The organism is Bradyrhizobium sp. 2TAF36 (assembly GCF_052114925.1).
GTDB lineage: Bacteria > Pseudomonadota > Alphaproteobacteria > Rhizobiales > Xanthobacteraceae > Bradyrhizobium > Bradyrhizobium barranii.
Genome location: NZ_JBFRFR010000063.1, coordinates 1 through 24,132 on the forward strand (window position 1 = coordinate 1; position 24,132 = coordinate 24,132).

A 24,132-nucleotide genomic window follows, 5' to 3' on the forward strand; every position below is an offset into this window, starting at 1 on the left:
GTGTCAGGAGCAGCGCATCGCGCAGGATGGCCCGGTCGGAAAAGCCGACCTGCTTGACCGCGCGCATCGCATCGATGCTTTCGGCGGGCGAGACATGCACGCCGGCACCGCGCGCCGCTCGAAAGAAACGATGGAGGTTCTCGCGCATCGGCGTCAACCGAAGACGTTGGACCGTGCCGCCTTGGCAATAAAGGTCGTAATCTGGGGCTGAGCCGCCTCGATATCGGCCTCGTATTTCAGGAGCACATTGAGCGTGTCCTTGACGATCTCCGTATCGAGCTCCGAGGCCTGAAGTAGAACCAGAACGCGCGCCCAGTCGATGGTCTCACTGACCGAAGGCAGCTTCTTCAGGTCGAGCGAGCGGATCTCGTGGATGAAGCCGACCATCTGCCGGCGCAGCGCCTGCGAGATGCCGGAGACGCGGCTCTCGACGATGCGTTCTTCGAGCCGCTGCTCGGGGAAGCCGATATGCAGATGCAGGCAGCGCCGCTTCAGGGCGTCGCCGAGGTCACGCTCGCTGTTGGAGGTGAGGATCACCGTCGGCGGCGTGATCGCCGCGACCGTGCCGAGCTCCGGGATCGTGACCTGGAAATCGGAGAGGATTTCCAGCAGCAGCGATTCGAATTCAGCGTCGGACTTGTCGATCTCGTCGATCAGCAGCACGCAGCCGCCCGGCTGCTCCAGCGCCTGGAGCAGCGGCCGCGGCTCGACGAACTCCTTCGAGAAGAACACGTCGCCGAAATCGTGGAGCTGATTGAGTGCGTCATGCAGCGTCTGCGCGCCGCCGAGGACTTCGCCGAGCTTGTCCTTGAGGATCTGGGTATAGAGAAGCTGCTTTGCGTATTTCCACTCGTAGAGCGCCTTGGCCTCGTCGAGGCCCTCGTAGCATTGCAGGCGGATCATCTTCATGCCGCGCCAGGCGGCAATGGCCTTGGCAAGCTCGGTCTTGCCGACGCCCGCGGGGCCTTCGACCAGAATCGGCTTCTCGATCTGCTGCGACAAATAGACGGCGGTCGCGATCTGCCGGCTCGCGATATAGCCTTGCGCGGCGAGGCCGCTCTCCACTGCCTCGATCGAGGTCGAGGCCTTCTGTTCAGCCACGAAAGGGCGCTCCCAAAGGTCTTGCTTGAGGCTTGTTCTGCCTGCGTTCCCGGCAAAGAACAAGCCTCGTTTGGGACGGCCTGACCCGCGCAGAACGTCGCTTTTTCCGTTCAGCGCAAATACTTAAGCGATGGCTGATCGTGCGGTCAGTGCCGCAGCTCCGGCTTGCGGATGGTCTGCCGGACTTCCGCGCCGCAGTCCGCGCATTCATAGACGAAGTCGATCCTGGCAAGGCCCCAATGCGGTTCGACCTCGCGGACGTACATCGGCAGGAACCCCATGCAGGCGGGACAAATTACAGGCGCGATTTCGATGTCCTGATGATGCTGTACATAAGCTGGCATCTCGGCTCTCCTTCGCAGGCGACCACCAAACCCCGCGAAAAGGCTACTGCCGGAACGCGCCGGTGCCGTCATCAACTCTTTCGAACAGAGGCGGAACGGCAGGCGTTTGTCGTTCGCTGTGACATTCTTGTTACGTCTCTGTACTGTAACGGGCCGACCAAATTCCTATTTCACAGGCCGATCCGTTTTCTACGAACCTTCACTGCAACAATAAGGGAGCAACGCCCATGACGCATGCCATTCGCTTTCACAAGACCGGCGGTCCTGAAGTCCTGGTCTGGGAGGAAGTCAGTGTCGGCAAGCCCGGGCCGGGCGAGGCGCGCATTCGCCACACGGCGGTCGGCCTCAACTTCGTCGACATCTACAACCGCTCCGGTGTGTATCCGGTGCAATTGCCGAGCGGTCTTGGCAGCGAGGCGGCCGGAATCGTCGAGGAAGTCGGGGCCGGTGTCACCGATCTGAAGCCGGGCGATCGTGTCGCCTATGGCGCCTCGCCGCTCGGTGCCTATTCGGAGGCGCGGCTGATCCCGGCCGACCGGCTGTTGAAGCTGCCCGACGGCGTCGACGACAAGACCGCAGCGGCCATGATGCTGAAGGGCCTCACGACGCAATACCTGATCCGCCAGACCTATCGCGTGAAGGCCGGCGACACGATCCTGCTCCATGCCGCGGCCGGCGGCGTTGGTCTCATCTTGAGCCAGTGGGCAAAACATCTCGGCGCGACAGTGATCGGCACCGTCAGCAGCGACGAGAAGGCAAAGCTCGCCAAGGCACATGGCTGCGATCATGTGATCATCTACACGCGCGAGGATTTCGTGAAGCGCGTGGACGAGATCACGGGCGGCAAGAAGGTGCTGGTGGTCTATGATTCCGTCGGCAAGGATACGTTCCTGAAGTCGCTGGATTGTCTTGCGCCGCTCGGTGTTGCCGCGCTGTTCGGTGCGTCCTCCGGCGCTGTCGAGCCGCTCAACCTCGGCCTGCTCGCGCAGAAGGGCTCGCTCTACGTCACCCGTCCGACGCTGTTCACCTACGCTGCCAAGCGCGAGGCCCTGGTCGCGATGGCGAACGAGCTGTTCGACGTCGTGAAGTCCGGCGCGGTCAAGATCGAGGTGCACCAGACCTATCCGTTGAAGGACGCCGCCAAGGCGCATGCCGATCTCGCCGCGCGCAAGACCACGGGCTCGACCGTCCTCACGGTGTGATCGCCAGCCGGGCAGTGACGCAGGCCGTTTGGGCCTGCGTCACGTCTTCTCGTGCTTGCGCAGGTCGTGGGCGTGATCGAGACGGATCGCCTGGAGGTCGACTTCTTCAGGCGGAACCTGGGGGAGGGCCGCCTCGGTCAGGATGGCCTCGGTCACGTCCTCGACCGCATTCTCCGCGATTTCGTGGATGAACGAGATGTTTCGATATTCACCCGAAGCGACGCGGGAGATGACCTCGCGCCTTGTGATCTCGGGATCGACGACCGCTTCGCGTCCGCGCCGCCCATAGTCGATCATCACGACGAAATACTGCATGAAACGATCCTGCCGCGCCCCGTAGCCGGGAGCGCGGCAGAGTATTTCCGAAAAACAGAATTAAGTCAAGGGAGATTTCCAGAAATCGGAAATCGACGCCTATTTGCTCTTCTTGCGAGGGCGTGCCGACTTGGCGCGCAGCCGCTCGAGTTGGCCCTTGGGCATGGACAGGCAGATCTCGCCGACCCACTCGAGCTTGACGCCGACGATCGGCTTGGCGTTGAAGCTGTTGAGATTGACGACGGAGGGAGTTTTCCCGCGTTCGATGGTCTTCAAATAGCGTTCACCGGTCTTGAGCCGGACCACGGCCTCTTCACCGTAGAAGCTCGACAGCGGATGACGCTGGTCCTTGTAGACGACGATCACGTCGCCGCTCTCGTATTTGGGCAGCATCGAATCGCCAACGATCTCGAAGGCGACGGTCTCTTCCATGATCGGGAACGGCAGCGCGATATCGCCGAGGCCTTCCGGGGGAACCTGTTCATAATCGGGCTCGATCACAGCGCCGGCCCCGACGCGGCCCATGATCGGCGCGAGATTGAGCTCGAGATATTCCATGATCGGAATGATTTCGGACGCCTTCACCAGGCGCTCGCCGCCCAGGATCTCCGACACCGCGCCGGGCCGCACGCCCATGGCCGCCGCCAGGCCGCCCTTGCTTTTGCCCGTCTTCTCCAGGCCCCGCTCGATCATTGCAACGTCCAACATGGTGATTCCCTCGATTGCCCATCGTCCCGCCTCTTGTAATCCGAAATTCGGAATTGATGCAATTATGAATATCAGAATTGTCGCTTGACAGTTGCTTCGGAATAACGGAATGTACGCTCCGCCTCGCGATCGAACGATCGGAGGAGGCGCATCACAGGACAGCAGCATGGAACCGGGTCATTGGCCGTCGGAGCACTCCGACGCGCTTCGCGACTATTTTCTCAAGGGGATGTCTTATGCGGAGATCGGAAGACAGATAAACGGAAGGTTTGGAACGGCTTACACACGCAACGCGGTGGCCGGCCGCGCCAAGCGGCTGGGACTCGCGGCACCGGCGCGGATGACAAGTCCATCGATCGTGCCGTCCTTGCCGTCAGGAGCCTGTCTCATCGGGCCGCCCCGACCGGTGGTGCCGAACCTGAACTTGCCACCGAAATCCGCAATGAAGCCCGCGCGAGTCAAGTTGCGCTGTGTCGGCGTCCACCCCCGCCTGGTCGCGCTGGGCGAGCTCGGGCGCGACGACTGCCGCTATCCCTATGGTGGCGACAAGGACGGGGAGGGGATCGCCTTCTGCGGCCATCCGCGCCAGCAGGGCTCCAGCTATTGCACGCCGCATGCCCGCCTGACGCGAAAGTCTGAGGCTGCATCCGCTCGCGCCGCCGGTCCCGTCGTCCTGAGGCTGATCTCTGCCGCCTGACGGGGCCGCTATTCATTCAATTTGCGAGGAGTATCCGAGTGGCAGGTGCACGACGCAACAAGTCCTACAGATTGACTGGAATCTACGATCGGCGCTCGCGCGAGGTGCCGTTCAATGCCGAGGTGGCGGAGGTCGAGGTCGACAATCCGCTGGCGCTCGATGCCGGCGAGAAGATCGTCGCCGTCCGCTCGATCCGCGGCGATCCGCTCGGCCGGTTGCACGCGCATCACCAGATCGACGAGGCGCAATATCGCGGCGGGCGCGCCTTTCAGAGCGACTGGGAGAGGGCGGAGCGCGGGCCCCAGGCGGTGGACCCGACGCGCGAATACGTCGATGGGACGCGCTCGCGTGAGCCCGTTACCGAGGACCAGCGCCAGGCTGTGCTGCGCCTGAACCGGGTCGAGCGCGAACTCGGTACCGACGGCGCCGCGCTGGTGCACGACGTCCTGGTGCTGGGGCTGACCATGGATCAGATCGGGGAGCGGCGCGCTGTTCGTACCCAGCGCTGGAACGACTATTTCGCGCGGCGCTTTCGCGAATGCCTGGACCGGCTGGCGCTGATCTACGGCTTTGCGACGGAAGGCCGGGCTCGGCGCGCCAAGCAGCGTTGAGAGTAGTGGCGCGCCTGCGGGTCTCGCCGCAGGCGCGCCCGGGTCGCTTGTTACGGATGCGGCACGATCTGGTAAGGCGTCGTGTAGGGCTCGACACGGAGAGACGCGTTGGCCAAGAGCCCGATCTTCGCGGTCGGCGCCTGTTGCAATTCACCGTTCGGGCCGCGATGCACGTTGTACTGCCAGACCGTGAGATCGCCCTTCTGCGCCAGCGCGTGCGCAACCGCGCTCGCATCATTGCCGCCGAGCGCCTGGAGCTCCTCCGCCGACAATCCGACGACGATTTCGTCCTTGATGGTGACGATCTTGAACAGATTCATCCTGGTCTCCTGCGCCCACGCGCCTTGTATCGAGAAAGTGAGAAGCGCGACGGCGCCGCCCTTGATGAGATCGCAGCGGGAAAGCATGCTGTCGTCCTTTGGTGCTGAGGCGCGCCCGAATCGAGAAGTCCGTCAGCCATGGCGCCCGTGGTCTGCGTGGCCGCTTCGCAACCGCTTGGTCGTTCCACCTTGAACGACGGTTCATTGGCGGAGATATCTTCGGACCGATGAACCCGGTACGGGGAACCGCGTCTAAGCCGAGCAGCTGAAGGGGGCTTCACTGGCGAACGGATCAAGACGCTGCAGGCTGGCTGCGCGGCTCGACGTTCATTTTGCCGACGATACAACCGCCGAGGTCGGACTCAACAATTACGTGTATACGCTGAAAAAACTTTAATCTGGCCTCGTTCACACCGGAAACACGGCGAAACGCCGCACCGATTGACAGCGACCGAGGCCGTGTGCGTGGGTGATGCCGCTTCTTGACGCAGGTGGGTGACGACGGTCCATATTCCTGTTATCCGGAATTGCCGTGGTGCGATGCGGACGAAGCATCGCTACGGCGACGGTTGGGCTTGCCGGAAGGGTTGTTTCTTGACATAATTGCAACCTGTTCGGTTGAGCCAGTATATGGTTCAGCGTGTTAACCCACCGGGTGCCCCGGCCGAGATCTCAGGGTCACCATGGCGTCCGGTCATGGTGTTCGGTTCTCGAGCGAGAACTCGACGTTTGATCGCGAGGGCCGATGCTTGTCATAGGTGCGAGATGAAAAACCTCAATTTCGCGGCTGAACTGCACCTTAAGCTCGGCGCGCCTGCAAGCAGCACCGTTGAAAGTCTGCGCCTGCTTCGCGCGTTCCTGAAGCTCGGGCCTCGACAGCGTTTCGAGGTCATCAAGCTGGTCGAAGACCTCGGCACCGAAGAAACCCTTCCCGAGCACCCCCTGTCTTGACCCCCGGCCGCGCGCCGGCCTTACGCCTCATCCCTCGTTTTCCTGCCGGAGCGGACCGCCGGGCGACGTTTGTCCCCCAGGCTGCCGCTGGAATGCGGTCCGGCAAGTGTGGTATTCAGTTGGGAAAAACGGGGAGGAGGAGGAGTATGACCATGATCGAACCGAAGCTCGAAGTCCCGGCCGAACTGCGCGACCTGGCCGAAAAGACGATCGACCAGGCGGAACAGGCGTTCGGCATGTTTTTCGAAGCTGCCACCAAGTCGATGACGTCGGTTCCCGGAGCGGGTACCGAAGTGTCCAAGCAGGCGCTCGCGTTCACTGAGCAGAACATGAAGTCGGCGTTCGAGCACGCGCGCAAGCTCGTGCATGCCACCGACCTTCAGGAAGCGATGCGAATCCAGTCCGACTTCCTGCGCAGCCAGTTCACCAGCGCCGGCGACCACATGCGCCAGATGACCGGCAGTTTCATGCAGCCCGGCAAGGGAAAGTCCTGAGTTCCAGTGTGCGCCGCGTGCCCGCAAATTGATCCTGCGTGATGCCGCGCTCAGCCGCAGCACGATCCTGGAAATTGCGAGAGATCGATGCGGGCGATGATCGACCGCAGCAGCTTGCGGGTCGCACGATAGAGATGCCGCGCGAATGCCGGTGTCCTCGCAGCCGGCAGGCCAAGGCCTGCCGTATCGAGACGTTTCGGATCAAGGCTTTCGATGGAGTGCGACACGTGCCTCTCCGGGATGGTGAGGCCCTTCCTATCGTCGCCAGTCTAGAGCTGCCTTGATCTGCCGCAAAGGGGGCCCGGCTAGTAGTCGCCGGGGTTCATGATCATCGGGCTTCTGGTGTCAGCCGGCGCGAGCGAGCTGCTGGCACTGTCACGCAGGAAGCGGTCGAGTGTCGCCTGGATCTTCTCCTTGACCGCATCGGGACCGCGATCGCTCATCTCGGTGTGCTGAGCACCGGTATGGACGATGTCGATGCCGCGCGCTTTGGCCTCTTCAGGCGTCGGCAGCACGCCCGGGTCGGTCTGGAAATGYGGATCCTTGGAGCGGAACGACAGGATCTTCAGGTTGTCGCTGAGCACGAAGGGCACCCGCAGATTGTCGAGCGTGATCACCTTCGACACGATCTCCGGGTGCTGATGGGCGACATACATCGAGACGTCGCCACCGTTGGAATGGCCGACGAGGGTGATGTGGTCGTAGTCGGTGTTTTCCTGCCGTCGCTTCAGTTCGGCCAGGGCGAAAAGGATGTTGGCCTCGCAGCGGATATAGACCTCGCGCCGCCCGACATATTGCTGACCGACATGGGTCATCAACGGCGGATCGCTCGGCAGGTCCTGCTGGATGCTGGCAACGAGATAACCGCGCGCCGCGAGCACGTTGGCGAGGAAGGAATACTCGGTCGCCTTGACGGTGTTGCCGTTGCTGATGATGGCGAGCGGGAGCTTCCAGAGCCCGAGATTGGCCTTGGTCTCGTAGTCGCGCCGCACCGCGATCTCGACCGAGATCGGCCGTTGGCGCGAGGCATCGAACAGGGTCAAAATCTCATGTCGGATCGCGAACCGGCTGACCACGAAATACTGGCCGACGCCGAGTACGCAGAGAAAGGCCAGGATTGCAAACACCCTCTTCATGGTTCCGTCCCAATCACTTTCGACTGAAAATGGTCATTGCAAGCCCCCGGATCGAGCGATCGTGAGCAGGTTACGGGATTAAATTTAGGCAAGTCTGTGAGCAAGGCCGCAAAAGGGCCGCATGCCGGGTGTGCTCAAAGCGCGGCAGCTAGAGGCAGCCGCCCCTGCCGCGTTCGGGGCAGAGCCGGAATGCGCTCGAGAGGGTGAACAGGAAGCGTGGGCTGCGGCGCTCGTTGTCTGGAGCCCGGTAGCTCAAGGGGACGGCTACGCCGAGATCGGCTTGAAGATCATCCGGCAGAAAGAACCGCACGCCGGCTCCGGCCGATGTCAGCGACAGGCCGTCGCTCAGGCGGTAGCCGTCGTTCCAGACTGCGCCGGCGTCGCCAAAGGCGTAGAGCTGATAGCCGGTCCAGTAGCGGAAATTGAGCTTCTGGTCGAAGCGCAGCTCGAGCTAGCCGGCAAGACCGTTGTCGCCGCTGATCTCGGCTGCACCATAGCCCCGGCCGAAAGCCGCGCCGCCGAGATAGAACTGCTGCGAAATGAACAGCGGCCGCGATGCCGTCTGGCTGGCGGTCGACAGCTTGAGCGACCAGACGTCGTTGAGGGTCTGGTAGCGCGTGAACCAGAGGTTCAGCACCGAGAAGTTCGACGCGGCGCCGTCGCGCGAGAGCAGATCGTCGTCGAAATGCGAGGCACCGAAGATGTCGAGACCCTGGCGGTAGGTGAGCGTCGCGAAATTGGTGCCGCCGAAGCGATCCTGGAGCCGGTAATCGGCGGTCAGGCTCGCGGTCCTGATGTGGTCGTTGGTACCAGGGGCCGTAAAGATCGTGCTCGGACACGTTGCTGGAGGTCCCGGCCAAGGTCAGCGTCAACGCCGATGATTGCGACATGAAGGGCACGGTGCTTGCCCGCAGCTCGAACGCCTCTGTCGTGGTGATGTCGCTGTCGAGGCGGCGGGCGTCACCCGGCCGGACCGCGCTGTACAGGACGGAAGCGCCGAGGCGCACGCCGTCGACGCCGACGGGCGCGTCATAGGATAATCGCGCGAAGCCAAGCTCACGCGGATCGTTGGCAATGGTCGACAGGTTGACCGCCAGCGTATCGCCGGGCGTGAGGTAGGAGTTGAAAGCGCCGGTCGCGTAGGTCTGCCACGGGCCGACCGACGATGAGCCCAGATTATCCAGGCCGAACGACGAGAAGACGTGCCAGGTCTTCAAATGGACGATGAGGCGGAAGCGACCGGTGGCACCGCCGATCTCCTCGAGCGCGGTGTCGGTGATCCGGATGCCCGGCCCGCTATTGATGAGGAAGAGCTGACGTTCGAGCGTTGCCAGGCGCGACGGCTGCTCGGCGAGAACCGGGCCCAGCATCGGCCTCACGCCAAACTGCTCGGCGCCGTCGCCTTTCAGCTCGGCCTGCACGATGGCGCCTTCAATCACCTGGATCCGGACGCGGCCGTCGGCGATGTCCTGCGGCGGCACGATCGCCCGGCTCAGATGAAAGCCGTCTGCGCGGTAGAGATCGCTGATCGCGCCGGCGATCGCGGCGAGGTCGGCTTGCGAGACCTTCTTTCCGAGATAGGGCTGATAGGCTGCGGCGATGCGATCGCGGGGAATGGCTTGGGCGCCGCTGACATCGATCCCGCGCAACACGAATTGCGGTTTCGTATCCCCGCCTGTGTTGGGCCGGCCGACCGCCGGCAGCGTGACCGGAGGACGGCTCAGCGATTCCTGCTCGGTTTGGTTTTCAAAGTATTTCTCGGGCTGCCGCGGATCAAAGCCCGGTTGGYTCGCCTGTTGAGCGAACGCCTGCGAAACTCCCGTGAAAATCGGTGCCGCCAGCACCAGTGCAACGAGGAGATGCCGCTTCTCAATACGCGCAGCGAGCCGCTCACCGTAGTATAACGGAGCGGTGCCCAGTAGCCGGTAAGAGTTCGTTAGCTGCATGATTTTTCTTAGTTTTTTATGGTCAATGAATGGTTAATGCAGCCACTGGACTTGCCGCTTCCCGCTAATTCTCTCTTGAGTGATTTCGGATACGCCTCAGCACTGGCTGTAATGCGGGACTGAGGATCGTGATGCTGGGCAGAGTTGGAATGCGGTGCGCTTTCGTGGCCGCGCTGATCCTGGGTACGGCCTCGTTCGCATCTGCCGCGGACGATGGCGTCTGGTCAGTCAGCAAGTCCTCGGGTGAGGTCTGGCTTGCCGCCAACGGCGCGCAGCCTGTGTCATTGACCCAGGAAGGGACGCTGAGGGCCGGTGATACCATTCGCACCGGACGCAACGGACGCGTGCTACTCGTCCGCGGCGAGGAATCGATTTTGATCTCCCCGAACTCGGTGGTCGGTTTGCCGGCCGAGAAGAAGGAAGGGCTCTCGACCACCATCATCCAGCAGGCGGGTTCGATCCTGCTCGAGGTCGAGAAGCGCAACGTCAAGCATTTCGAGGTCGAGACGCCGTATCTCGCCGCCGTGGTCAAGGGAACGCAATTCAGCGTCACCGTGAATGCTAGCAGCACCAAGGTCGGCGTGCTCCGCGGCCAGGTTGAAGTCTCCGACTTCAAGTCCGGACAGATCGCACAGGTCATGCCGGGACAGGCCGCCACCTCCTTTGAGCACGGCAAGCCCGGCCTCAGCCTGAGTGGTGCCGGMACCTTCAATCCGATCGAGCACGGCAAGCCGCGCGCCTCGACGATCGAGCGAGTCCCGGTGCCGAAATCGGGCCTGTCGGCACCGCGCAATGCGGCGAGTGGCCATGCGATCCATGCGCTCGGTCCGATCGACAAGGGGACCAAGGCGGCCGGCGCGCCGGCGCAATCGCATCAAGCGGCCGGCGGTCAGGCGCCCAAAGGCGTCGTGCGTATCTCCAGTTCGCTCGGCGAGGTCAAGCTGAACGTCCACAAGGTTACGAACGGGCTCGCCCACGGCGCCGTGACAACGGGGCACGTGCGCAACGCGAACGCCAGCACCGGGACGGAGACGGTGTGGAGCGATACGAAGGCGAGCACGACGACCACGGCCGCCAACAGCTCCAACGTCACGGCGGTTACGGTGAGCAGCAGTGCACCCGCGGCCAGTGCCACGTCGACGTCGTCAAATACGACGACGACCGTTGCGACTACCGCTGGTTCGACCAGCGATGTGTCCGGCGGAAGCTCTGTGAGCGGAAGCAGCGGGACTGGCGCGACCAGCAACGGAAGCGGCGGCACCGGCAATAATGGCAACAACGGTAACGGGAACAGCGGAAACGGGAATAACGGCAACAACGGTAACGGCAATCATGGCCACCACTACGGTTGGTATTGGGGCAGAGGCCATCGCTAGGACCGTGTCGTCGGTATAGGGGAGCGCCTGGCGGCAGGGACCGCCGGTGCAGGGGAGCAAAGTGAAACGCCATCGGCCGCATATTCTTGTCATGATCGCGCTTGCGGTCGTGCTGTCCACGGGGTGGCACGGCGCGCTCCGCAATGCGCTCACCGATCTGCGCTTCGCCTGGCAATCGCGTACGGCCAGCGGCAATGTCGTCGTGGTGGCCATCGACGCACCCTCGATCGACCAGATCGGGATATGGCCCTGGCCGCGCCGGCTCCACGCGGAGCTGTTGCACAGGCTCGAGGCGGCGGGGGCACAGGACGTCGCCTTCGACGTCGATTTCAGCACACCATCGGATCCGGCCTCTGACGAAGCCCTCGTCACCGCGCTTCGGGAGGTTGGCGGTTCGACGATCCTGCCCTCCTTCAAGCAGCCGACGCCGAATGGTGGCGCGGTTCACGTCAATCGTCCACTGAAGCCGTTCAGCAACCAGTCGTGGCCGGCCGTCGTCAATGTTGCGATCGAATCCGACGGGCTCGTGCGCCGCTATCCGGTCGGAGAGAAGCTTGGCGATGCCGTGATGCCGTCGATGGCCGTCGTGTTGGCCGGGCAGGATGCCAATCGGCGCCCGCCCTTCCTGATCGATTTCGGCATTCGTGCGGCCTCCATCCCAAGTGTCTCCTATTTTGACGTGCTGCACGGCGATGCCGCGACCTTGGACAAGCTGAGAGACAAGAAGATCATCGTCGGTGCTACTGCCCTCGAACTGGGCGACCGGTTCAGTGTTCCAAACGGTAAGAGCGTCTCTGGGCCCGTCCTCCAGGCGCTCGCGGCGGAATCGATCCTCCAGAATCGGATGCTGCGCTGGACGTCCGATGCCGGCATGATCATTGGCTTGGGCCTGATCTGCCTGGCGATGATGTATTCGTGGCGCCGTTCCGCACCGGGCGTCCGCGTCACCATCCTCGTCGCCGCAGGAGCGGGCGCGGAACTTGCCGCTGCGCTCGTGCAGGCAAGCTGGCCGCTCATCATCGACACGTCGCTGTTTCACATTGCGATCATTGCCTATCTGACCGCGATTGCACTCGACGAGATCGATTTCCGTAGTCTCCTGGGACGTATTGCCGAGAGCCGCTTTCATCGTATCGCGATGTCGCTCGGCGACGGTCTGATCTGCACCGACGAGGATCATCGGATCACGGTGTGGAATCCGGGCGCCAGTGCGATCTTCGGTTACATGCCGACCGAAATGATCGGACGTCCGTTCGAAACGCTCTGTGCGGAGCCCACCGGCGGTGGCGCAAAGGCTTTTGCCATGCGCGATGCTGCGCGCCAGGCGCTGTTGGTGCCCGGCGGTGCCGTCGTCGTCGAGTTCCAGGGGCGGCGGAAGAACGGCGAGACGTTCCCGGTCGAAGCGAGCTTTTCGGGCTGGCAGGGCACGGACGGCTTCCAGTACGGAGCGATCCTGCGCGCCATCTCGGTCCGCAAGCGCGAAGCCGAACGCGTCAGGTATCTCGCCGAACATGACGCGTTGACCGGTCTTGCCAACCGCAACATGCTGCATGCGAGCCTCGCCAATCTGATCGCCGCGGCGGAGCGGCGATCGTCCGACGTCGCGCTGCTCGTGCTCGGGCTCGACGGCTTCCAGCAGATCAACGACATGCTTGGACATTCGGCCGGCGACCTCGTGCTGCGGGCCGTCGCGGAGCGCCTCCGGACCAAGGTCGATGGCAAGGCGGTCGTCGCCCGGCTCAGCGGCGACGAGTTCGCCATCGCGCTTGATTGCACGGAGGCTGGCGAGCCGATTGTGGAGTTTGCCGAGCGGATCGCGCGCGCGTTCGAAGTGCCGCTCGCAACGGGCGCGCGCCAACATCGCGTCAGGATCAGCATTGGCGTCGCCGTTTATCCGGAAGGTGGGCACAACGCCGATGATCTTCTCGGCAATGGTCATCTGGCGCTGAGCAAGGCAAAGATGACGCGGCGCGGCAGCCACGTGATCTTCGAGAGCGCGATCAGGCAGGAGCTGGAGAACCGGCTGACATTGGAGAGCGAACTGGCGCTTGCCGCGGATCGCGGCGAGTTCGAACTGTTCTACCAGCCACAGGTTCGGCTGGTCGACGGCAGCCTGCTCGGGGCTGAAGCGCTCATCCGCTGGCGGCATCCCGCGCGCGGCTATGTCTCGCCCGGGGAATTCATGCCGGTGGTCAACACCTCGCCCCTGTCCGAGCGGATCGCGAACTGGGTGATGGAGACCGCCTGTCGGCAGGCGCGAGCCTGGGAATTGTCCGGAAACAGCGTGCGCGTCGCGATCAACCTCTCGCCGTCGCAGCTCGAGTCCGGCGACCTCGCGCATTCCGTTGCGGCGCTGCTCGCGGAGACGGGGCTCACGCCGTCACTGCTCGAGCTCGAAGTCACCGAGGATATCCTGCTGCATGACGAAAGCCGCGTGCTCGACATGTTCGAGCGGATCCAGCAGCTCGGCGTCCGTGTTCTGTTCGACGATTTCGGCACGGGCTATGCGAGCCTGAGCTATCTGAAGAAGTTTCCGCTCGACGGGCTCAAGATCGATCGGTCGTTCGTGCTTAACCTGCTCGCCGATTCCGACGACGCCGCGATCGTCGGCTCGACCATCGGTCTCAGCAAGCAGCTCGGGCTCACTGTCGTGGCGGAGGGCATCGAGAACCGTGCCACGGCCGACTTCCTGGTCAGCATGGGATGCGAGGAAGGGCAGGGATATTTCTTTGGCCGCCCGATGCCTGCCGAGGCGTTCGAGAGGCAATTCCTGCCGGCTGAACTCGAAGCTGTCAGCGCGGCCTGAACCGCTTCGACTCCGACCGCTAGCGCCGGCGTGCGACTGCGACGCCAAAGAGGAAGGCGACGAACAGACTGGCCAAGGGCGCTTCGCGCGTGATCGCGGCGACCGTCGCGAGCGGTTTACCCGGCTTTCGAGCGTCGTCGATGACATGCGTCAAGCGGTCGACAGCGGCGCGCAAGCCTCCTGCGACCTCTCCGATCGTGTGGGAGACGTCGGCCGCCGCGTCGATGGCGCGCTCGGCCATGCCGGGCTGGGACGGGGGCTGCGGAATCTCGGTGCTCAAATTCGTAAACTCCGCTTCTGATGAAGTGAATGAGGCCGGCACCTTTGGCTATCCGCGCGAGCGCTCGTTTTGAACAGCGGGTCCGAAGACCTTTGGCTATCCGCGACAGGCGCCGTAATGTACGGCGGGTGCCGGCCTTGCAGGGAAAATGCGGCGCGCGGGATTTTGTTCCGGGACGGCTTCTCGCGCGGCGTCTTTTCGGCGGGAAATACCCGTGAAACGACGGGTCCGAATCTCTGTTAGGCTGTCACGACCTTGTGGATGTCAGGAGACTGCCGTGACCGATCGGACCATGCCGGATCGAGCCCGGCGCATCGCCTTGCTCGGCGCGCCCATCGACATGGGCGCTTCGCAGCGCGGCACCTTGATGGGCCCTGCGGCGCTGCGCACCGCCGGGCTTGCGGCATTGCTCGAAAGCCTTGATTTCGAAGTTGTCGATTATGGCGATCTCTCCGTGGCGGAGGTCAGGGACCTCGCTGACAGGCTGCCCGAAAAAGCCAACCACTATCGCGAAATCCAGCGCTGGACGCGCCTGCTGAGCCGCAGAGGCCATGAGATCGCACAGACCGGCGCGTTGCCGATCTTCCTCGGCGGCGATCACACATTGTCGATGGGCTCGGTGAATGCCATGGCGCGCCACTGGCAGGAGCGCGGACGCAAGCTGTTCGTGCTCTGGCTCGACGCCCATGCCGATTACAATACGCCAGAGACGACGATCACCGCAAACATGCACGGCATGTCGGCGGCGTTCTTGTGTGGCGAGCCCGGCCTCGACGGATTGCTCGGCGATGATCCGCGCGCCTCGATTGATCCCGACAGGCTGGACCTGTTCGGCGCGCGTTCGATCGACAAGCTCGAAAAGGAATTGATGCGCACGCGCCGGATCAGGGTTGTCGACATGCGCCAGATCGACGAGTTCGGCGTCGCCGTGCTGATCCGGCGCGTCATCGAGCGCGTCAAGGCGTGCGATGGCGTGCTCCATGTCAGCTTCGATGTCGATTTCCTCGATCCGTGTGTGGCGCCGGGGGTCGGCACCACGGTGCCGGGCGGAGCGACCTATCGCGAGGCGCATCTGATCATGGAGCTGCTTCATGATTCCGGCGTGGTCGGATCGGTCGACATCGTCGAGCTCAATCCGTTCCTGGACGAGCGCGGTCGCACCGCGCGCACTGCGGTCGAGCTGATCGGCAGCCTGTTCGGACAGCAGATCACCGACCGCCCGACGCCGAGTAACGCGATCGCACCGGGCGAGTGACGCCGAGAGCTGTTTTGCATTGCGAAGAACGGATTGGCTGTTGCGGCTGGCTGATCTAGATCAGTCCTGGTCGAAATCGCCTGTTTTTGAAATAGGTGCGGATTGCAAACGCCCTTCGCGGAGGGTTTGATGCGGGTCGCGCTTCAGCCGAGGATCCGCAATGAGCAGCACGATCGACGCCGCCGGAAAATCCGCGAGAACAACACGCCGTCGCTTCCTGCAGGTCGGCACCGCGGTGGCGGGCGGCGCCGTTCTGGGCGCTGTTACGTCGGCCGCGGCGGAGACGGACAACCTTCCGCCCAACATTCCCGAATGGATGAAGGCGCCGGGCGAGCCGATGGGAGCCCAGCCCTATGGCGCGCCGTCACCGTTCGAGAAGGGCGTCGTCAAGAACATCTCGAAGACTCTCAAGCAGTACATATCGGCCTCCAGCCGGACGCCATTGCAGGAGCTCGACGGCATCATCACGCCGAATGGACTGTTCTACGAGCGGCATCATGGCGGTGTTCCGACCATCGACCCGGCGCAGCATCGGTTGATGCTGCACGGCCTCGTCGAGCGGCCTCTGATCTTCACGATGGACGATCTCAGGCGCTTTCCGTCGGAGTCGCGCATCCACTTCCTCGAATGCTCCGGCAATCCCGGTTACACCAAGCCCTATGGCAAGACGGCATCGGACCTCGTGGGTCTGGTGAGTTGCGCCGAATGGACCGGCGTGAGCCTGAAGCTCGTGCTCCAGGAGGCCGGATTGAAACCGGACGCCAAATGGGTCGTCGCCGAAGGCGCTGACGCCGCCGCGCTGACGCGCAGCATTCCGATCGAGAAATGCCTCGAGGACGCCCTTCTGGTCTACAGCCAGAACGGCGAGCGCTTGCGTCCGCAGCAGGGCTATCCCTTGCGGCTGTTTCTGCCGGGCTTCGAAGGCAATATGAGCGTGAAGTGGCTGCGCCGCCTGCACGTGACTGCGGAGCCCACTTATTCGCGCGAAGAGACCTCGAAATACACCGATCTCTTGCCCGACGGCACGGCGCGCGAGTTTTCCTTCTACATGGAAGCGAAGTCGATCATTACGCGCCCCTCGGGCGGTCAACGCCTGAGCGCGCCCGGCTTCCACGAGATCACCGGCATCGCCTGGAGCGGACATGGCAAGATCAAGCGTGTCGAGGTTTCGGTCGGTGACGGCAGGAGCTGGCAGGATGCGCGATTGCAGGAGCCGGTGTTGACGCGCGCCCTCACGCGCTTCCGCCTGCCTTGGCAATGGGACGGCAAGCCAGCCGTGATCCAGAGCCGTGCCGTCGACGAGACCGGCTATGTGCAGCCGACGCTGGCCGAGCTGCTCGCGGTGCGCGGGGAGAACTATTTCTACCACAACAACGCGATCTGGCCCTGGCGCATCGCGGCCGACGGCGAGGTGACCAATGCGCTGGCGTGAGACCTGCGGCGTTGCCGTCGCAATCGTGCTGGGTGCCTTCGCGAGCGGAGCGCAGGCGCAAAGCCCTTATGGCATCGGTCGCCCTGCGACGGCTGCGGAGATCGCGGGCTGGAATATCGATGTCGGACGTGACGGCCGCAATCTACCGCAGGGAGGCGGTTCGGTCAGCCATGGGCGCGAGGTGTTCGCCCAGCAATGTGCTTCGTGCCATGGCGATAAAGGCGAGGGTGGCTTGGGTGACCGGCTCGCCGGTGGGCAGGGCACGATCGCAACGGCCAAGCCGATCCGCACCGTCGGCAGCTATTGGCCTTATGCGCCGACGCTGTTCGATTATATCCGCCGCGCCATGCCGCAGAACGCGCCGCAGTCGCTGAGCGACGATGACGTCTATGCGGTGTCCGCCTATATCCTGAACCTGAACGGGCTGGTGGGAGCCGATGCGACACTCGATGCCAAATCGCTTTCGGCTGTCAAAATGCCGAACCGCGACAGCTTCGTCGGCGACGCGCGCCCGGACGTGAAAAAGTGATCGCATCGGGACGATCGGTTCCGCGCAGTGGCTCGGAACTTGCTTAAGCGAAGGGCGGAACTCGCAGGATGCGTTTGAGTTAACCCGCGAGAGGAAACAGCACGGGTCCTTCGATGACAACACATCGCTTCGCAAACTCCATGTCCTCGGCGCTTCGCCATCCCGGCGTGATCGCGCTGATCGTGGCCGGCTTGGCGATTGCTGCGATGGTGATCGTCGATCACGGGCCGTGGAACCGCGCCAAGACTCAGCCGGCTCATGTTGCGATGTATGCGACGACGGGCGAGGCCGCACATGCCGCCGGCGCCAAGGTGCTTCCCACCGCACCGAAGTCGCCGGTCGAGCCGGAGCGGCCGGGGCCGAAGACATCTCCGACCGTCAATCCCGTGACGCCGTAATACGGTTCATCAGCGTGCGGGCCGTGCTCGCGGCCTTCATCATCGTCGTCGCGTCGCAGATTTTGGCGTCGCAGATCTTGGCATCGCAGATCTCGTCGTCGCTGTCGCCGGTCTGGTCAGCCGATCGCGGACGAGCCGAGCAGAGCGAGGACGGCCAGCACCATGATCGCGGTGCCGAGCCAGCCCAGCGCGACCAGCCGTGAGCGGGCCTTGAAGCGGCCCATGATCGCACGGCTCGAGACGATCAGCATCATCATGGCCATGACCGGTACGGCAACGATGCCGTTGAGCACCGCGCTCCAGACCAGCATGTGTATCGAGTCGATGCCGGTGAAGCCGAGCCCGAAGCCGATGATGGTTGCGGCCGCGATGATGGTGTAGAAGCCGACCGCTTTTTCCGGCTTCGCCTCCAGCGTGGCGTGCCAGCCGAAAGTCTCCGCAACGGCGTAAGCCGCCGAGCCGGCCAGCACCGGGATCGCCAGAAGGCCGGTGCCGATGATGCCGAGCGCGAACAGCGCGAAGGTGAAATCGCCGGCGAGCGGACGCAGCGCTTCGGCCGCTTCCGTCGCCGAGTTGATCCTGGTGATGCCATTGCCGTTCAGCACGGCCGCCGTGGTCAGGATGATGAAGAAGGCGATGCTGTTGGAGAGCAGCATGCCGACGATGGTGTCGGCCTTGATGCGCGCGATTTCAGGGGCGCCCCCGGTTGAAAGGTCGCGCAGCGGCTTGTCGCGCTTGCCCTGGTTCATCTCCTCGACTTCTTGCGAGGCCTGCCAGAAGAAGAGATAGGGGCTGATGGTGGTGCCGAGCACGGCGACGACCATCAGGAAATAGTCGGCGCTGATCGTCGCCTTCGGCCATACCGCGGCGAGCAACGCGGTGCTCCACGGGATCTCCACGGTGAAGGCGGTGGCGACATAGGCGAACAGCGTCAGCGTCAGGAATTTCAGCACCGGCGAATAGCGGCGATAGGGCACGAACACCTGGAGCAGGGTCGAACCCGCCGCGAAGATCAGGGCGTGCTCGTGATTGAGCCCGCCGATGACCAGCGAGAGCGCCTCCGCCATCGCGGCGATGTCGGCGGCGATGTTGAAGGTGTTGGCGATGACGAGCAGCGAGACGAGCCCCAGCACGATCCAGCGCGGCGCGAGCTGCAGGACGTTGGCGGCGAGCCCTTTGCCGGTGACCCGGCCGATGCGAGCGCTGACGAGCTGAATCGCGATCATGAACGGCAGGGTCAGAAACACCGTCCAGAGCAGCCCGTAGCCGAATTGCGCACCCGCCTGCGAATAGGTGGCGATGCCCGACGGATCGTCGTCGGCTGCGCCGGTGATGAGCCCGGGCCCCAGCCGTTGCAGCAGCCCCGGCCCGGACTTCGCCGATCCTTCGGCGCTGTCGTGCGTGGCGGCGTGCTGCTTCGATCGGTTTGACAGGGGCTGACTTTCCGGCTTCCGGAATTGCGAAGTGTGCTTCAAGCCCGTCATGGCCGCAAAGTTCCTGCGTCGGCCAGCGCCCGCGCCGTCTGCTGATGCCAACACCCCGTCATCCTTTGACACGTCGGGCAAAACACACGTAGAGTAGTACCATCACAGAGATCGTCGAGCCCGCACCGTTACCGGTTGTGGGCTCTTCCTTTGCCTCCCGTTCAAAGCGATCGCCAGCCGCTCGCCAGAGCACATCGCCGACGGTCGGCTGATCCCTGGACTCAGAACCCGCCGGCGATCAGGCTGCAGCTGCTCGGCTGTCCGCTGTCGCGCGGCACGGTCTGGTTCTCATGCCAGTGGCGCTTGCCGACCGGTGGGGTTATCGTTGCTCCGATTCGCGCCTTCCGAAAACCTGGAAACAAAGCTGGATGCGCGCGTTGCGGTGCTGCTTGACGGGCCGTTTCAACCCGCCCCGTCAGCAAAGTCACGGTGTGGTCCTGCCTTGCCCAAGGCGGGGCCGCGCGCCGTACGAGCAAAGAATTTGCAACGACAAAAGGGGGCACATTTGGCCGCCGATCTGGTTTTCAGAATTGCAATTGTCGGGCTGTTTCTGTTTTCAGCGGTGCTCGCTTCCATGCTGTGGCTGAACGTGTGAGCCTCGACGCGTGAGCTCCGCCGTATGAGTCTCGTCCTGCCGTTAGGAACGGCCGGTCCATGGTGGCGTTTGCTCTTCCATGAGGGAGGACACGCGATGGACAATCTGACGAAGCGCGGGCAACCGGACCGCAGCAAGATCAACATGCACGAGGCCTTCGAGGTCAAGTACTGGACGCACGCGCTCGGCATATCGAAGGAGGAGTTGCAAAAGGCCGTCGACAAGGTCGGCAATTCCGCCGCCGCCGTCCGCAAGGAATTGGCGAGGTAACGCGCCCAATGCATGCGCGCCGACGCGCGTGCCGCTACTTGATGCTGACGAACATGCCCCAGGCGGCGGCCAGCGCGCCGCCGGTGAAGACGACCACCGGGTTGTCGCAGAACGTGCTGCCATAGCTGCACACGTTCGCACCGAACTGGCCGAGCTCGTGATGGCTCGCGGAGTAGAACAGTCCCGACAGCACCAGCAATGCGGCGGCGACGTAATACATCGACGGAATCTCCAGCTTGCCCATGCGCCCTCGCAAGGGACATGTCCCAGCATGACGCGGGGAGATTTCATTCCGCCGAATCCGCTTCGCCGCATTTGGATAAAATTCGAAGCGTCAGGTAGCAGAGTGAACCGTGTGCCAACGCGCGGGCCACGACGGGCGACCCACTAGGCGCGCAGGCCCTGCCGGGTCGAAATCCTCTTCATGCCGCCGCAGGCGCAATGGACGATCGCATCATCGGCGTACATTCCCAAAATCGTTTCGATGTCGCCGGTGCGGTAGGCGTCAAGCCAGTCAACCGCAGCGGCCATCGGGTCAAAGGACATGTTTCCTACCTACGTGCCGTTATTGGCCGCAGCTTTAGGCAAGGCACCGTGAACCCGAAGTGAAGATCGTATTGACTCATTGTTCATGATTTGTTCTTATTGTCCCGTCGTCAGGTGGAGATGGGCCGTGGATAACCGCATCAATGAAATCCGCAACATCGTCAGAGCGTTACGCGTCAGCATGCGAGAGGCCGAAGCCATCATGCATGAGCAGATCAATCGCGACGAGGACTGCACCTTCGTGGCGGAAGAGATCATGAAGATGCGCGTCGTGATGAGCGGCCTGGTTCACGAGCGGACACGGCTCGGCGACAGCGAACCTATTCTTGTGAACAGCCTCTTCGTTCCGCGCCGGCCGCCGGCAGCGCCGCGGACTGGTCTTGCCAAGCGCCGCCTCGTACCGCGCGGAATTGAGCAGCAACGGGGCCACGCACGCCAGTGATCATGGATGGACAATCTCAGGCGGTTTCCGGCGCCGTGGGTCATGATCGCGGAAGAGGAGTGCTTCCGAGTCAAGGACGCGAACGGCTTCACGATCTGCTGCGTTCTTCATCGCGATGATCTGCACTCGTGGGGCTACCAATATGCCCACCAGTATCTATCGCGCGACGAGGCGCGACGGATCGCAACGGCAATCGCGCGATTGCCGGAGCTGTTGAAGCGTCCTCAGTATTGAGCTGTTCGCTTTGCCAGGTCCCCCATTGGAACTTCTTGCTCCAAACTGGAATTAGCTTTGTGGTCGGCCCACCGCCGATGGCCGGCCTGGAATGGCGGCTCCGGCGCCCCCAGCCCCCCGTCCCGCGCCGGGGCCGTTTTCAGGAGTTAGGGCTGGTCCGACAAAAACATCGGTGCAGGCCCTTTGCATCATCGGCAGACCTTCAGCAGGCACCGGTAGATCGTGTTCTGGAGATCGTTTTCGGTCTCGACGAAACACGCCTGAAACATTGCTGAAACCCGATTGTCCTGAACGCCGCGCCCGTTGGCCCCGACCAACGGAGCGAGAAGGAGACAAGTCATGATCCAGGTCGGTTCGAAGGAAGAAGTCGCGTTTCTGCTGGCGCTGTTCGGCACCCACACCCAGCCGGTCAAGCGACCGAACCCGAAATCGCAGCAACGCTGAAGGCTGAGCCATGCCCGGTTTGGCCGATTGCCAGAGCCTCTTGCGTCTCTTGATCGCAAGGGGCGATCCGAGGGCTATTCCGCTCGCCAAAGGCGCCATCGATCAATACTTGAACACCGCGCCGGCCAGCCTCCGGGGGCGTGGCCTGCGCGTCCTCCAGCGCGACGCGCTCGACCAGCATGGTGCCGCGGTGGGGGTGCAGCGCTCCTTCGCCGAGACGGTGGACGCCTATATCGAGCGCAAGCTTGCGGAGGAGTGACGCCTTCCGGTGCGGCGGTTCAGGCGCGTGGCTGCCAGTCAGGCTGCGATGGGCGGCGTGGCTTGCGCCAGCAACAGCCCGATCTTCCGGTCGAGCTGCCAGACCTCGACGTTGCCCCGGCGCGTGAACTGTTGTGCAACGCGAAGCGCGGATGCATCGGAATCGGCCTCGAACGCTTCGGCGGAGCGAAACACGCCGTTCTCGCCGACCAGATAGGCGCGGTATTGCCGGCTCATGTCGGCGCCCTCAGGCCCGGCGAATGCAGCCAGGACTCGATCTGCATGGCCGTCTCGTCCTGTCGCGCCCGGCGCAGCAGGATCTCACGGCGCCGTCCCGGCGCAAGCGCCTGGGCCTCGTCGCGAAGGCGTGCAGCCTCGTCTGCGAGCCGCTCCTTGAGAGTTTTGACCTGTTTAACCCGACGCCGCTTCAGCATGACACTGCTCCCTCATTAGAGTGGGGCGGGAGYGCAACTGGCGTTCTCATCACCGACCGATGCCAAGTGCCGCTGCGGTGACATTTCAACTCTACGCTTCGGGCCGAGGAGAGTCAGTATCATTTGTTAAGTGGTTCGAAGAATCTCTCGGGCGTCATCGCAGCTCGGTTTGAGCAGTTTATTTCCTATCGCGTGCAGGTAGTTCCTAAGTTCACGATTGAACGGAAGTGGCGTCGGCGATTGGAGGTCTATCCTCCTTGTCTGCGCCCGCGCCACGATTTTGAGCGCTTGATCTGACAAAGGCCGTTGCAGCGCCTTGGCCTCGTCCCATGGCGCCCGCAGCCAAACATCTCGTTCTTCGGCCGTCGTCAGGATCACCGGCATTGCCTTTTGATGAATGGGCTCGACAATGGCATTCGGCGCCGTCGTGAGAAAGCCATAGACCAACGTCCCGGGGACCTAGCGCAGGGCAGGGATTCCGAAATGCACGGGCTGACGCTTTCGACCCATTCGGAAAGTACCACCTATTCGAAAAGAGGTGGCTGAGCGAAGTCGATCTCAGGGGCTTCGCTTTCGAGGCTGGCGAGGTGTCGAAGGGGGCCGCCCAGACTGGCTCGGCATTGCTAAGCTCGCGGATCACTACCGTGAGGTACTCGCCGCCGCCGCACTGGTCGCGGGACGTGGTACGCGGTCCTGCACATCATGCGAGGTCCGCGGGTTTTCTTTGCCGTTTTCTGGCTTGAAAGAATTTCCCCTACGAGTCCACCAGCCCGGTCGCAGATAAGTGCTGGGAACGGGGCTCAACTTGAGAAATGCTAAGGCCGCTCGACCAGGGTCTTTCGCGGTCGACCAAGCTTCGGACGGGGTGGTCTGACCTTGGGCTCAGTCGACGGCACGACCTCCAGCCTGACCCGGAAAGTCTCAAAGAGACTTAGGACCCGGCTTAGCTGCGGATCGACGGTTCCTCCGAACGTCTTGTAAACCGTCGTCCGCATAATGCCGAGTTCGCGCGCGAGCGAGGTGACGTTCTGCGATTTGACGACGGTGCTCAGCTCCCGGATGGTGTCAGTCGGATCGTCGAAAGCGAAGGCTTGACTGAGCCGTGTAGCGATCGCGCTGGGGCTGGCGATCCCGGACGCAGGCGTAACCCGGGCCTTTACGTTCAGCGCTTCGAGCAGCCTAAGAACCCGGCTGAGCTGCGGGTCGATTCGACCGCCAAACGTCCTATAGAGGGTGTCGCGTCGAAGGCCCGCGTCCCGTGCCAGGATCTGTACGTTATGAGCTCGCGTGACGAGGCTGAGCGCCGTCTTAGCCTTTAGTATCTCATTTTCTTCAAAGTTATCAGATAGATAGATGGCTATAGCCGCTGGATTGTCGCGGACTAAATTGGCTATGTCTTCTTCGTTGCCAGCCAGCATTTCCAGAGCGTTTGTCCGTCACTGTGGCCTTCCAGCTACAGCATTATCGGCCAATACGTCTAGATTACCTCACAGACATCGACGACGCTTCCACTTGGGGTAATTT

General features: G+C 63.1%; 30 protein-coding genes and 3 pseudogenes. 16 read left to right on the plus strand and 17 right to left on the minus strand.

Going from position 1 to position 24,132, the window contains the following annotated elements; all coding sequences use genetic code 11:
• The 3 genes and pseudogenes from AB4Z51_RS31160 to AB4Z51_RS31170 all read right to left on the minus strand — a co-directional run.
• Window positions 1-148: pseudogene (locus AB4Z51_RS31160) on the minus strand (VWA containing CoxE family protein); the annotation flags it as partial.
• A gap of 5 nt (window positions 149-153) precedes the next feature.
• A complete protein-coding gene (locus tag AB4Z51_RS31165) occupies window positions 154-1,101 on the minus strand; it encodes an AAA family ATPase (protein ID WP_354115674.1) in 948 nt (315 codons plus the stop codon).
• 146 nt (window positions 1,102-1,247) lie between these two features.
• Window positions 1,248-1,445: a hypothetical protein gene (locus AB4Z51_RS31170; protein ID WP_028152902.1), complete on the minus strand. Its 198-nt coding sequence runs from the start codon at window positions 1,443-1,445 to the stop codon at window positions 1,248-1,250.
• Window positions 1,446-1,672: 227 nt separating this feature from the next.
• On the opposite strand from AB4Z51_RS31170, the gene AB4Z51_RS31175 reads away from it, so the two are divergent.
• Window positions 1,673-2,647 (plus strand): quinone oxidoreductase family protein, encoded by a 975-nt coding sequence (locus tag AB4Z51_RS31175; protein ID WP_441498679.1) that lies wholly within the window; start codon window positions 1,673-1,675, stop codon window positions 2,645-2,647.
• A gap of 39 nt (window positions 2,648-2,686) precedes the next feature.
• Here AB4Z51_RS31175 and AB4Z51_RS31180 read toward each other — a convergent pair whose 3' ends face one another.
• Together AB4Z51_RS31180 and AB4Z51_RS31185 are read right to left on the minus strand one after the other, a co-directional pair.
• On the minus strand, window positions 2,687-2,962 hold the full coding sequence (locus tag AB4Z51_RS31180; protein ID WP_441498680.1) for a hypothetical protein: 276 nt from the start codon (window positions 2,960-2,962) through the stop codon (window positions 2,687-2,689).
• Window positions 2,963-3,061: 99 nt separating this feature from the next.
• Window positions 3,062-3,670, minus strand: a complete 609-nt coding sequence (locus AB4Z51_RS31185) for a S24 family peptidase (protein WP_028152904.1) — start codon at window positions 3,668-3,670, stop codon at window positions 3,062-3,064.
• A gap of 166 nt (window positions 3,671-3,836) precedes the next feature.
• On the opposite strand from AB4Z51_RS31185, the gene AB4Z51_RS31190 reads away from it, so the two are divergent.
• Window positions 3,837-4,367: a GcrA family cell cycle regulator gene (locus AB4Z51_RS31190; RefSeq protein WP_441498681.1), complete on the plus strand. Its 531-nt coding sequence runs from the start codon at window positions 3,837-3,839 to the stop codon at window positions 4,365-4,367.
• 38 nt (window positions 4,368-4,405) lie between these two features.
• Window positions 4,406-4,978, plus strand: coding sequence for a hypothetical protein (locus AB4Z51_RS31195; RefSeq protein ID WP_071911769.1), 573 nt, complete (start codon window positions 4,406-4,408; stop codon window positions 4,976-4,978).
• A 50-nt stretch (window positions 4,979-5,028) separates the two neighbouring features.
• Here AB4Z51_RS31195 and AB4Z51_RS31200 read toward each other — a convergent pair whose 3' ends face one another.
• Entirely contained in the window at window positions 5,029-5,385 is a 357-nt protein-coding gene (locus AB4Z51_RS31200) for a hypothetical protein (RefSeq protein WP_063982040.1), read from the minus strand.
• Window positions 5,386-6,063: 678 nt separating this feature from the next.
• On the opposite strand from AB4Z51_RS31200, the gene AB4Z51_RS31205 reads away from it, so the two are divergent.
• Both AB4Z51_RS31205 and AB4Z51_RS31210 read left to right on the plus strand, forming a co-directional pair.
• Window positions 6,064-6,249: a hypothetical protein gene (locus AB4Z51_RS31205; protein ID WP_063982041.1), complete on the plus strand. Its 186-nt coding sequence runs from the start codon at window positions 6,064-6,066 to the stop codon at window positions 6,247-6,249.
• Window positions 6,250-6,401: 152 nt separating this feature from the next.
• Window positions 6,402-6,743, plus strand: a complete 342-nt coding sequence (locus AB4Z51_RS31210; protein ID WP_014493705.1) for a phasin — start codon at window positions 6,402-6,404, stop codon at window positions 6,741-6,743.
• A 50-nt stretch (window positions 6,744-6,793) separates the two neighbouring features.
• On the opposite strand, the gene AB4Z51_RS31215 is transcribed toward AB4Z51_RS31210, so the two are convergent.
• The 3 genes and pseudogenes from AB4Z51_RS31215 to AB4Z51_RS31225 all read right to left on the minus strand — a co-directional run bounded on the left by AB4Z51_RS31215 (window position 6,794) and on the right by AB4Z51_RS31225 (window position 9,825).
• Window positions 6,794-6,970 (minus strand): hypothetical protein, encoded by a 177-nt coding sequence (locus tag AB4Z51_RS31215; protein WP_441498682.1) that lies wholly within the window; start codon window positions 6,968-6,970, stop codon window positions 6,794-6,796.
• Window positions 6,971-7,048: 78 nt separating this feature from the next.
• Complete coding sequence (locus tag AB4Z51_RS31220; RefSeq protein ID WP_063982042.1) at window positions 7,049-7,879, minus strand: alpha/beta hydrolase; 831 nt, start codon at window positions 7,877-7,879, stop codon at window positions 7,049-7,051.
• Between the two features lie 148 nt (window positions 7,880-8,027).
• A pseudogene (locus AB4Z51_RS31225) lies at window positions 8,028-9,825 on the minus strand (ShlB/FhaC/HecB family hemolysin secretion/activation protein).
• A gap of 131 nt (window positions 9,826-9,956) precedes the next feature.
• On the opposite strand from AB4Z51_RS31225, the gene AB4Z51_RS31230 reads away from it, so the two are divergent.
• Window positions 9,957-11,201, plus strand: a complete 1,245-nt coding sequence (locus tag AB4Z51_RS31230) for a FecR domain-containing protein (protein ID WP_441498683.1) — start codon at window positions 9,957-9,959, stop codon at window positions 11,199-11,201.
• A 61-nt stretch (window positions 11,202-11,262) separates the two neighbouring features.
• Window positions 11,263-14,007, plus strand: a complete 2,745-nt coding sequence (locus AB4Z51_RS31235; protein ID WP_441498684.1) for an EAL domain-containing protein — start codon at window positions 11,263-11,265, stop codon at window positions 14,005-14,007.
• Window positions 14,008-14,026: 19 nt separating this feature from the next.
• Here AB4Z51_RS31235 and AB4Z51_RS31240 read toward each other — a convergent pair whose 3' ends face one another.
• Window positions 14,027-14,287, minus strand: coding sequence for a hypothetical protein (locus AB4Z51_RS31240; protein ID WP_135215137.1), 261 nt, complete (start codon window positions 14,285-14,287; stop codon window positions 14,027-14,029).
• A 277-nt stretch (window positions 14,288-14,564) separates the two neighbouring features.
• On the opposite strand from AB4Z51_RS31240, the gene rocF reads away from it, so the two are divergent.
• From rocF to AB4Z51_RS31260, 4 genes are all read left to right on the plus strand, one after another.
• Window positions 14,565-15,542 (plus strand): arginase, encoded by a 978-nt coding sequence (gene rocF, locus AB4Z51_RS31245; RefSeq protein WP_135215136.1) that lies wholly within the window; start codon window positions 14,565-14,567, stop codon window positions 15,540-15,542.
• 160 nt (window positions 15,543-15,702) lie between these two features.
• The gene (gene soxC, locus AB4Z51_RS31250; RefSeq protein WP_441498685.1) at window positions 15,703-16,974 is read left to right on the plus strand and encodes a sulfite dehydrogenase; all 1,272 of its coding nucleotides are present in this window, start codon (window positions 15,703-15,705) and stop codon (window positions 16,972-16,974) included.
• The gene (locus tag AB4Z51_RS31255; protein ID WP_441498686.1) at window positions 16,961-17,503 is read left to right on the plus strand and encodes a c-type cytochrome; all 543 of its coding nucleotides are present in this window, start codon (window positions 16,961-16,963) and stop codon (window positions 17,501-17,503) included. Before soxC ends, AB4Z51_RS31255 begins: the two co-directional genes overlap by 14 nt.
• Window positions 17,504-17,616: 113 nt before the next feature.
• Window positions 17,617-17,901 (plus strand): hypothetical protein, encoded by a 285-nt coding sequence (locus tag AB4Z51_RS31260; protein ID WP_135215133.1) that lies wholly within the window; start codon window positions 17,617-17,619, stop codon window positions 17,899-17,901.
• Between the two features lie 116 nt (window positions 17,902-18,017).
• Here AB4Z51_RS31260 and AB4Z51_RS31265 read toward each other — a convergent pair whose 3' ends face one another.
• On the minus strand, window positions 18,018-19,385 hold the full coding sequence (locus tag AB4Z51_RS31265; RefSeq protein ID WP_441498687.1) for an NRAMP family divalent metal transporter: 1,368 nt from the start codon (window positions 19,383-19,385) through the stop codon (window positions 18,018-18,020).
• A 325-nt stretch (window positions 19,386-19,710) separates the two neighbouring features.
• Here AB4Z51_RS31265 and AB4Z51_RS31270 point away from each other — a divergent pair, with 325 nt between their 5' ends.
• Window positions 19,711-19,980, plus strand: a complete 270-nt coding sequence (locus AB4Z51_RS31270; RefSeq protein WP_354134643.1) for a hypothetical protein — start codon at window positions 19,711-19,713, stop codon at window positions 19,978-19,980.
• A gap of 96 nt (window positions 19,981-20,076) precedes the next feature.
• A complete protein-coding gene (locus AB4Z51_RS31275; protein ID WP_085405743.1) occupies window positions 20,077-20,250 on the plus strand; it encodes a DUF3606 domain-containing protein in 174 nt (57 codons plus the stop codon).
• A gap of 34 nt (window positions 20,251-20,284) precedes the next feature.
• Here AB4Z51_RS31275 and AB4Z51_RS31280 read toward each other — a convergent pair whose 3' ends face one another.
• Both AB4Z51_RS31280 and AB4Z51_RS31285 read right to left on the minus strand, forming a co-directional pair.
• Window positions 20,285-20,470 (minus strand): hypothetical protein, encoded by a 186-nt coding sequence (locus tag AB4Z51_RS31280; RefSeq protein ID WP_014493715.1) that lies wholly within the window; start codon window positions 20,468-20,470, stop codon window positions 20,285-20,287.
• 167 nt (window positions 20,471-20,637) lie between these two features.
• Window positions 20,638-20,796 carry a hypothetical protein gene (locus tag AB4Z51_RS31285; protein WP_193560894.1) on the minus strand — a complete coding sequence of 53 codons (159 nt, stop codon included), beginning with the start codon at window positions 20,794-20,796 and terminating at the stop codon, window positions 20,638-20,640.
• 127 nt (window positions 20,797-20,923) lie between these two features.
• Between AB4Z51_RS31285 and AB4Z51_RS31290 the strand changes: the two genes are divergently transcribed.
• The 3 genes from AB4Z51_RS31290 (at window position 20,924) to AB4Z51_RS31300 (ending at window position 22,175) form a co-directional block, all read left to right on the plus strand.
• Window positions 20,924-21,238 carry a hypothetical protein gene (locus AB4Z51_RS31290; RefSeq protein WP_135215132.1) on the plus strand — a complete coding sequence of 105 codons (315 nt, stop codon included), beginning with the start codon at window positions 20,924-20,926 and terminating at the stop codon, window positions 21,236-21,238.
• A gap of 42 nt (window positions 21,239-21,280) precedes the next feature.
• A complete protein-coding gene (locus AB4Z51_RS31295) occupies window positions 21,281-21,472 on the plus strand; it encodes a hypothetical protein (protein ID WP_231142698.1) in 192 nt (63 codons plus the stop codon).
• Window positions 21,473-21,926: 454 nt separating this feature from the next.
• Entirely contained in the window at window positions 21,927-22,175 is a 249-nt protein-coding gene (locus tag AB4Z51_RS31300; protein ID WP_014493719.1) for a hypothetical protein, read from the plus strand.
• Between the two features lie 38 nt (window positions 22,176-22,213).
• Here the strand turns inward: AB4Z51_RS31300 and AB4Z51_RS31305 are convergent, their stop codons facing one another.
• From AB4Z51_RS31305 to AB4Z51_RS31320, 4 genes and pseudogenes are all read right to left on the minus strand, one after another.
• On the minus strand, window positions 22,214-22,411 hold the full coding sequence (locus tag AB4Z51_RS31305; protein ID WP_028153017.1) for a hypothetical protein: 198 nt from the start codon (window positions 22,409-22,411) through the stop codon (window positions 22,214-22,216).
• Entirely contained in the window at window positions 22,408-22,608 is a 201-nt protein-coding gene (locus AB4Z51_RS31310; RefSeq protein ID WP_135215131.1) for a hypothetical protein, read from the minus strand. The genes AB4Z51_RS31305 and AB4Z51_RS31310 overlap by 4 nt, the downstream gene beginning before the upstream one ends.
• A gap of 211 nt (window positions 22,609-22,819) precedes the next feature.
• Window positions 22,820-23,067, minus strand: a pseudogene (locus AB4Z51_RS31315) (SOS response-associated peptidase); the annotation flags it as partial.
• A 356-nt stretch (window positions 23,068-23,423) separates the two neighbouring features.
• Window positions 23,424-24,026 carry a helix-turn-helix domain-containing transcriptional regulator gene (locus tag AB4Z51_RS31320; protein WP_135215130.1) on the minus strand — a complete coding sequence of 201 codons (603 nt, stop codon included), beginning with the start codon at window positions 24,024-24,026 and terminating at the stop codon, window positions 23,424-23,426.
• Window positions 24,027-24,132 lie beyond the last annotated feature (106 nt).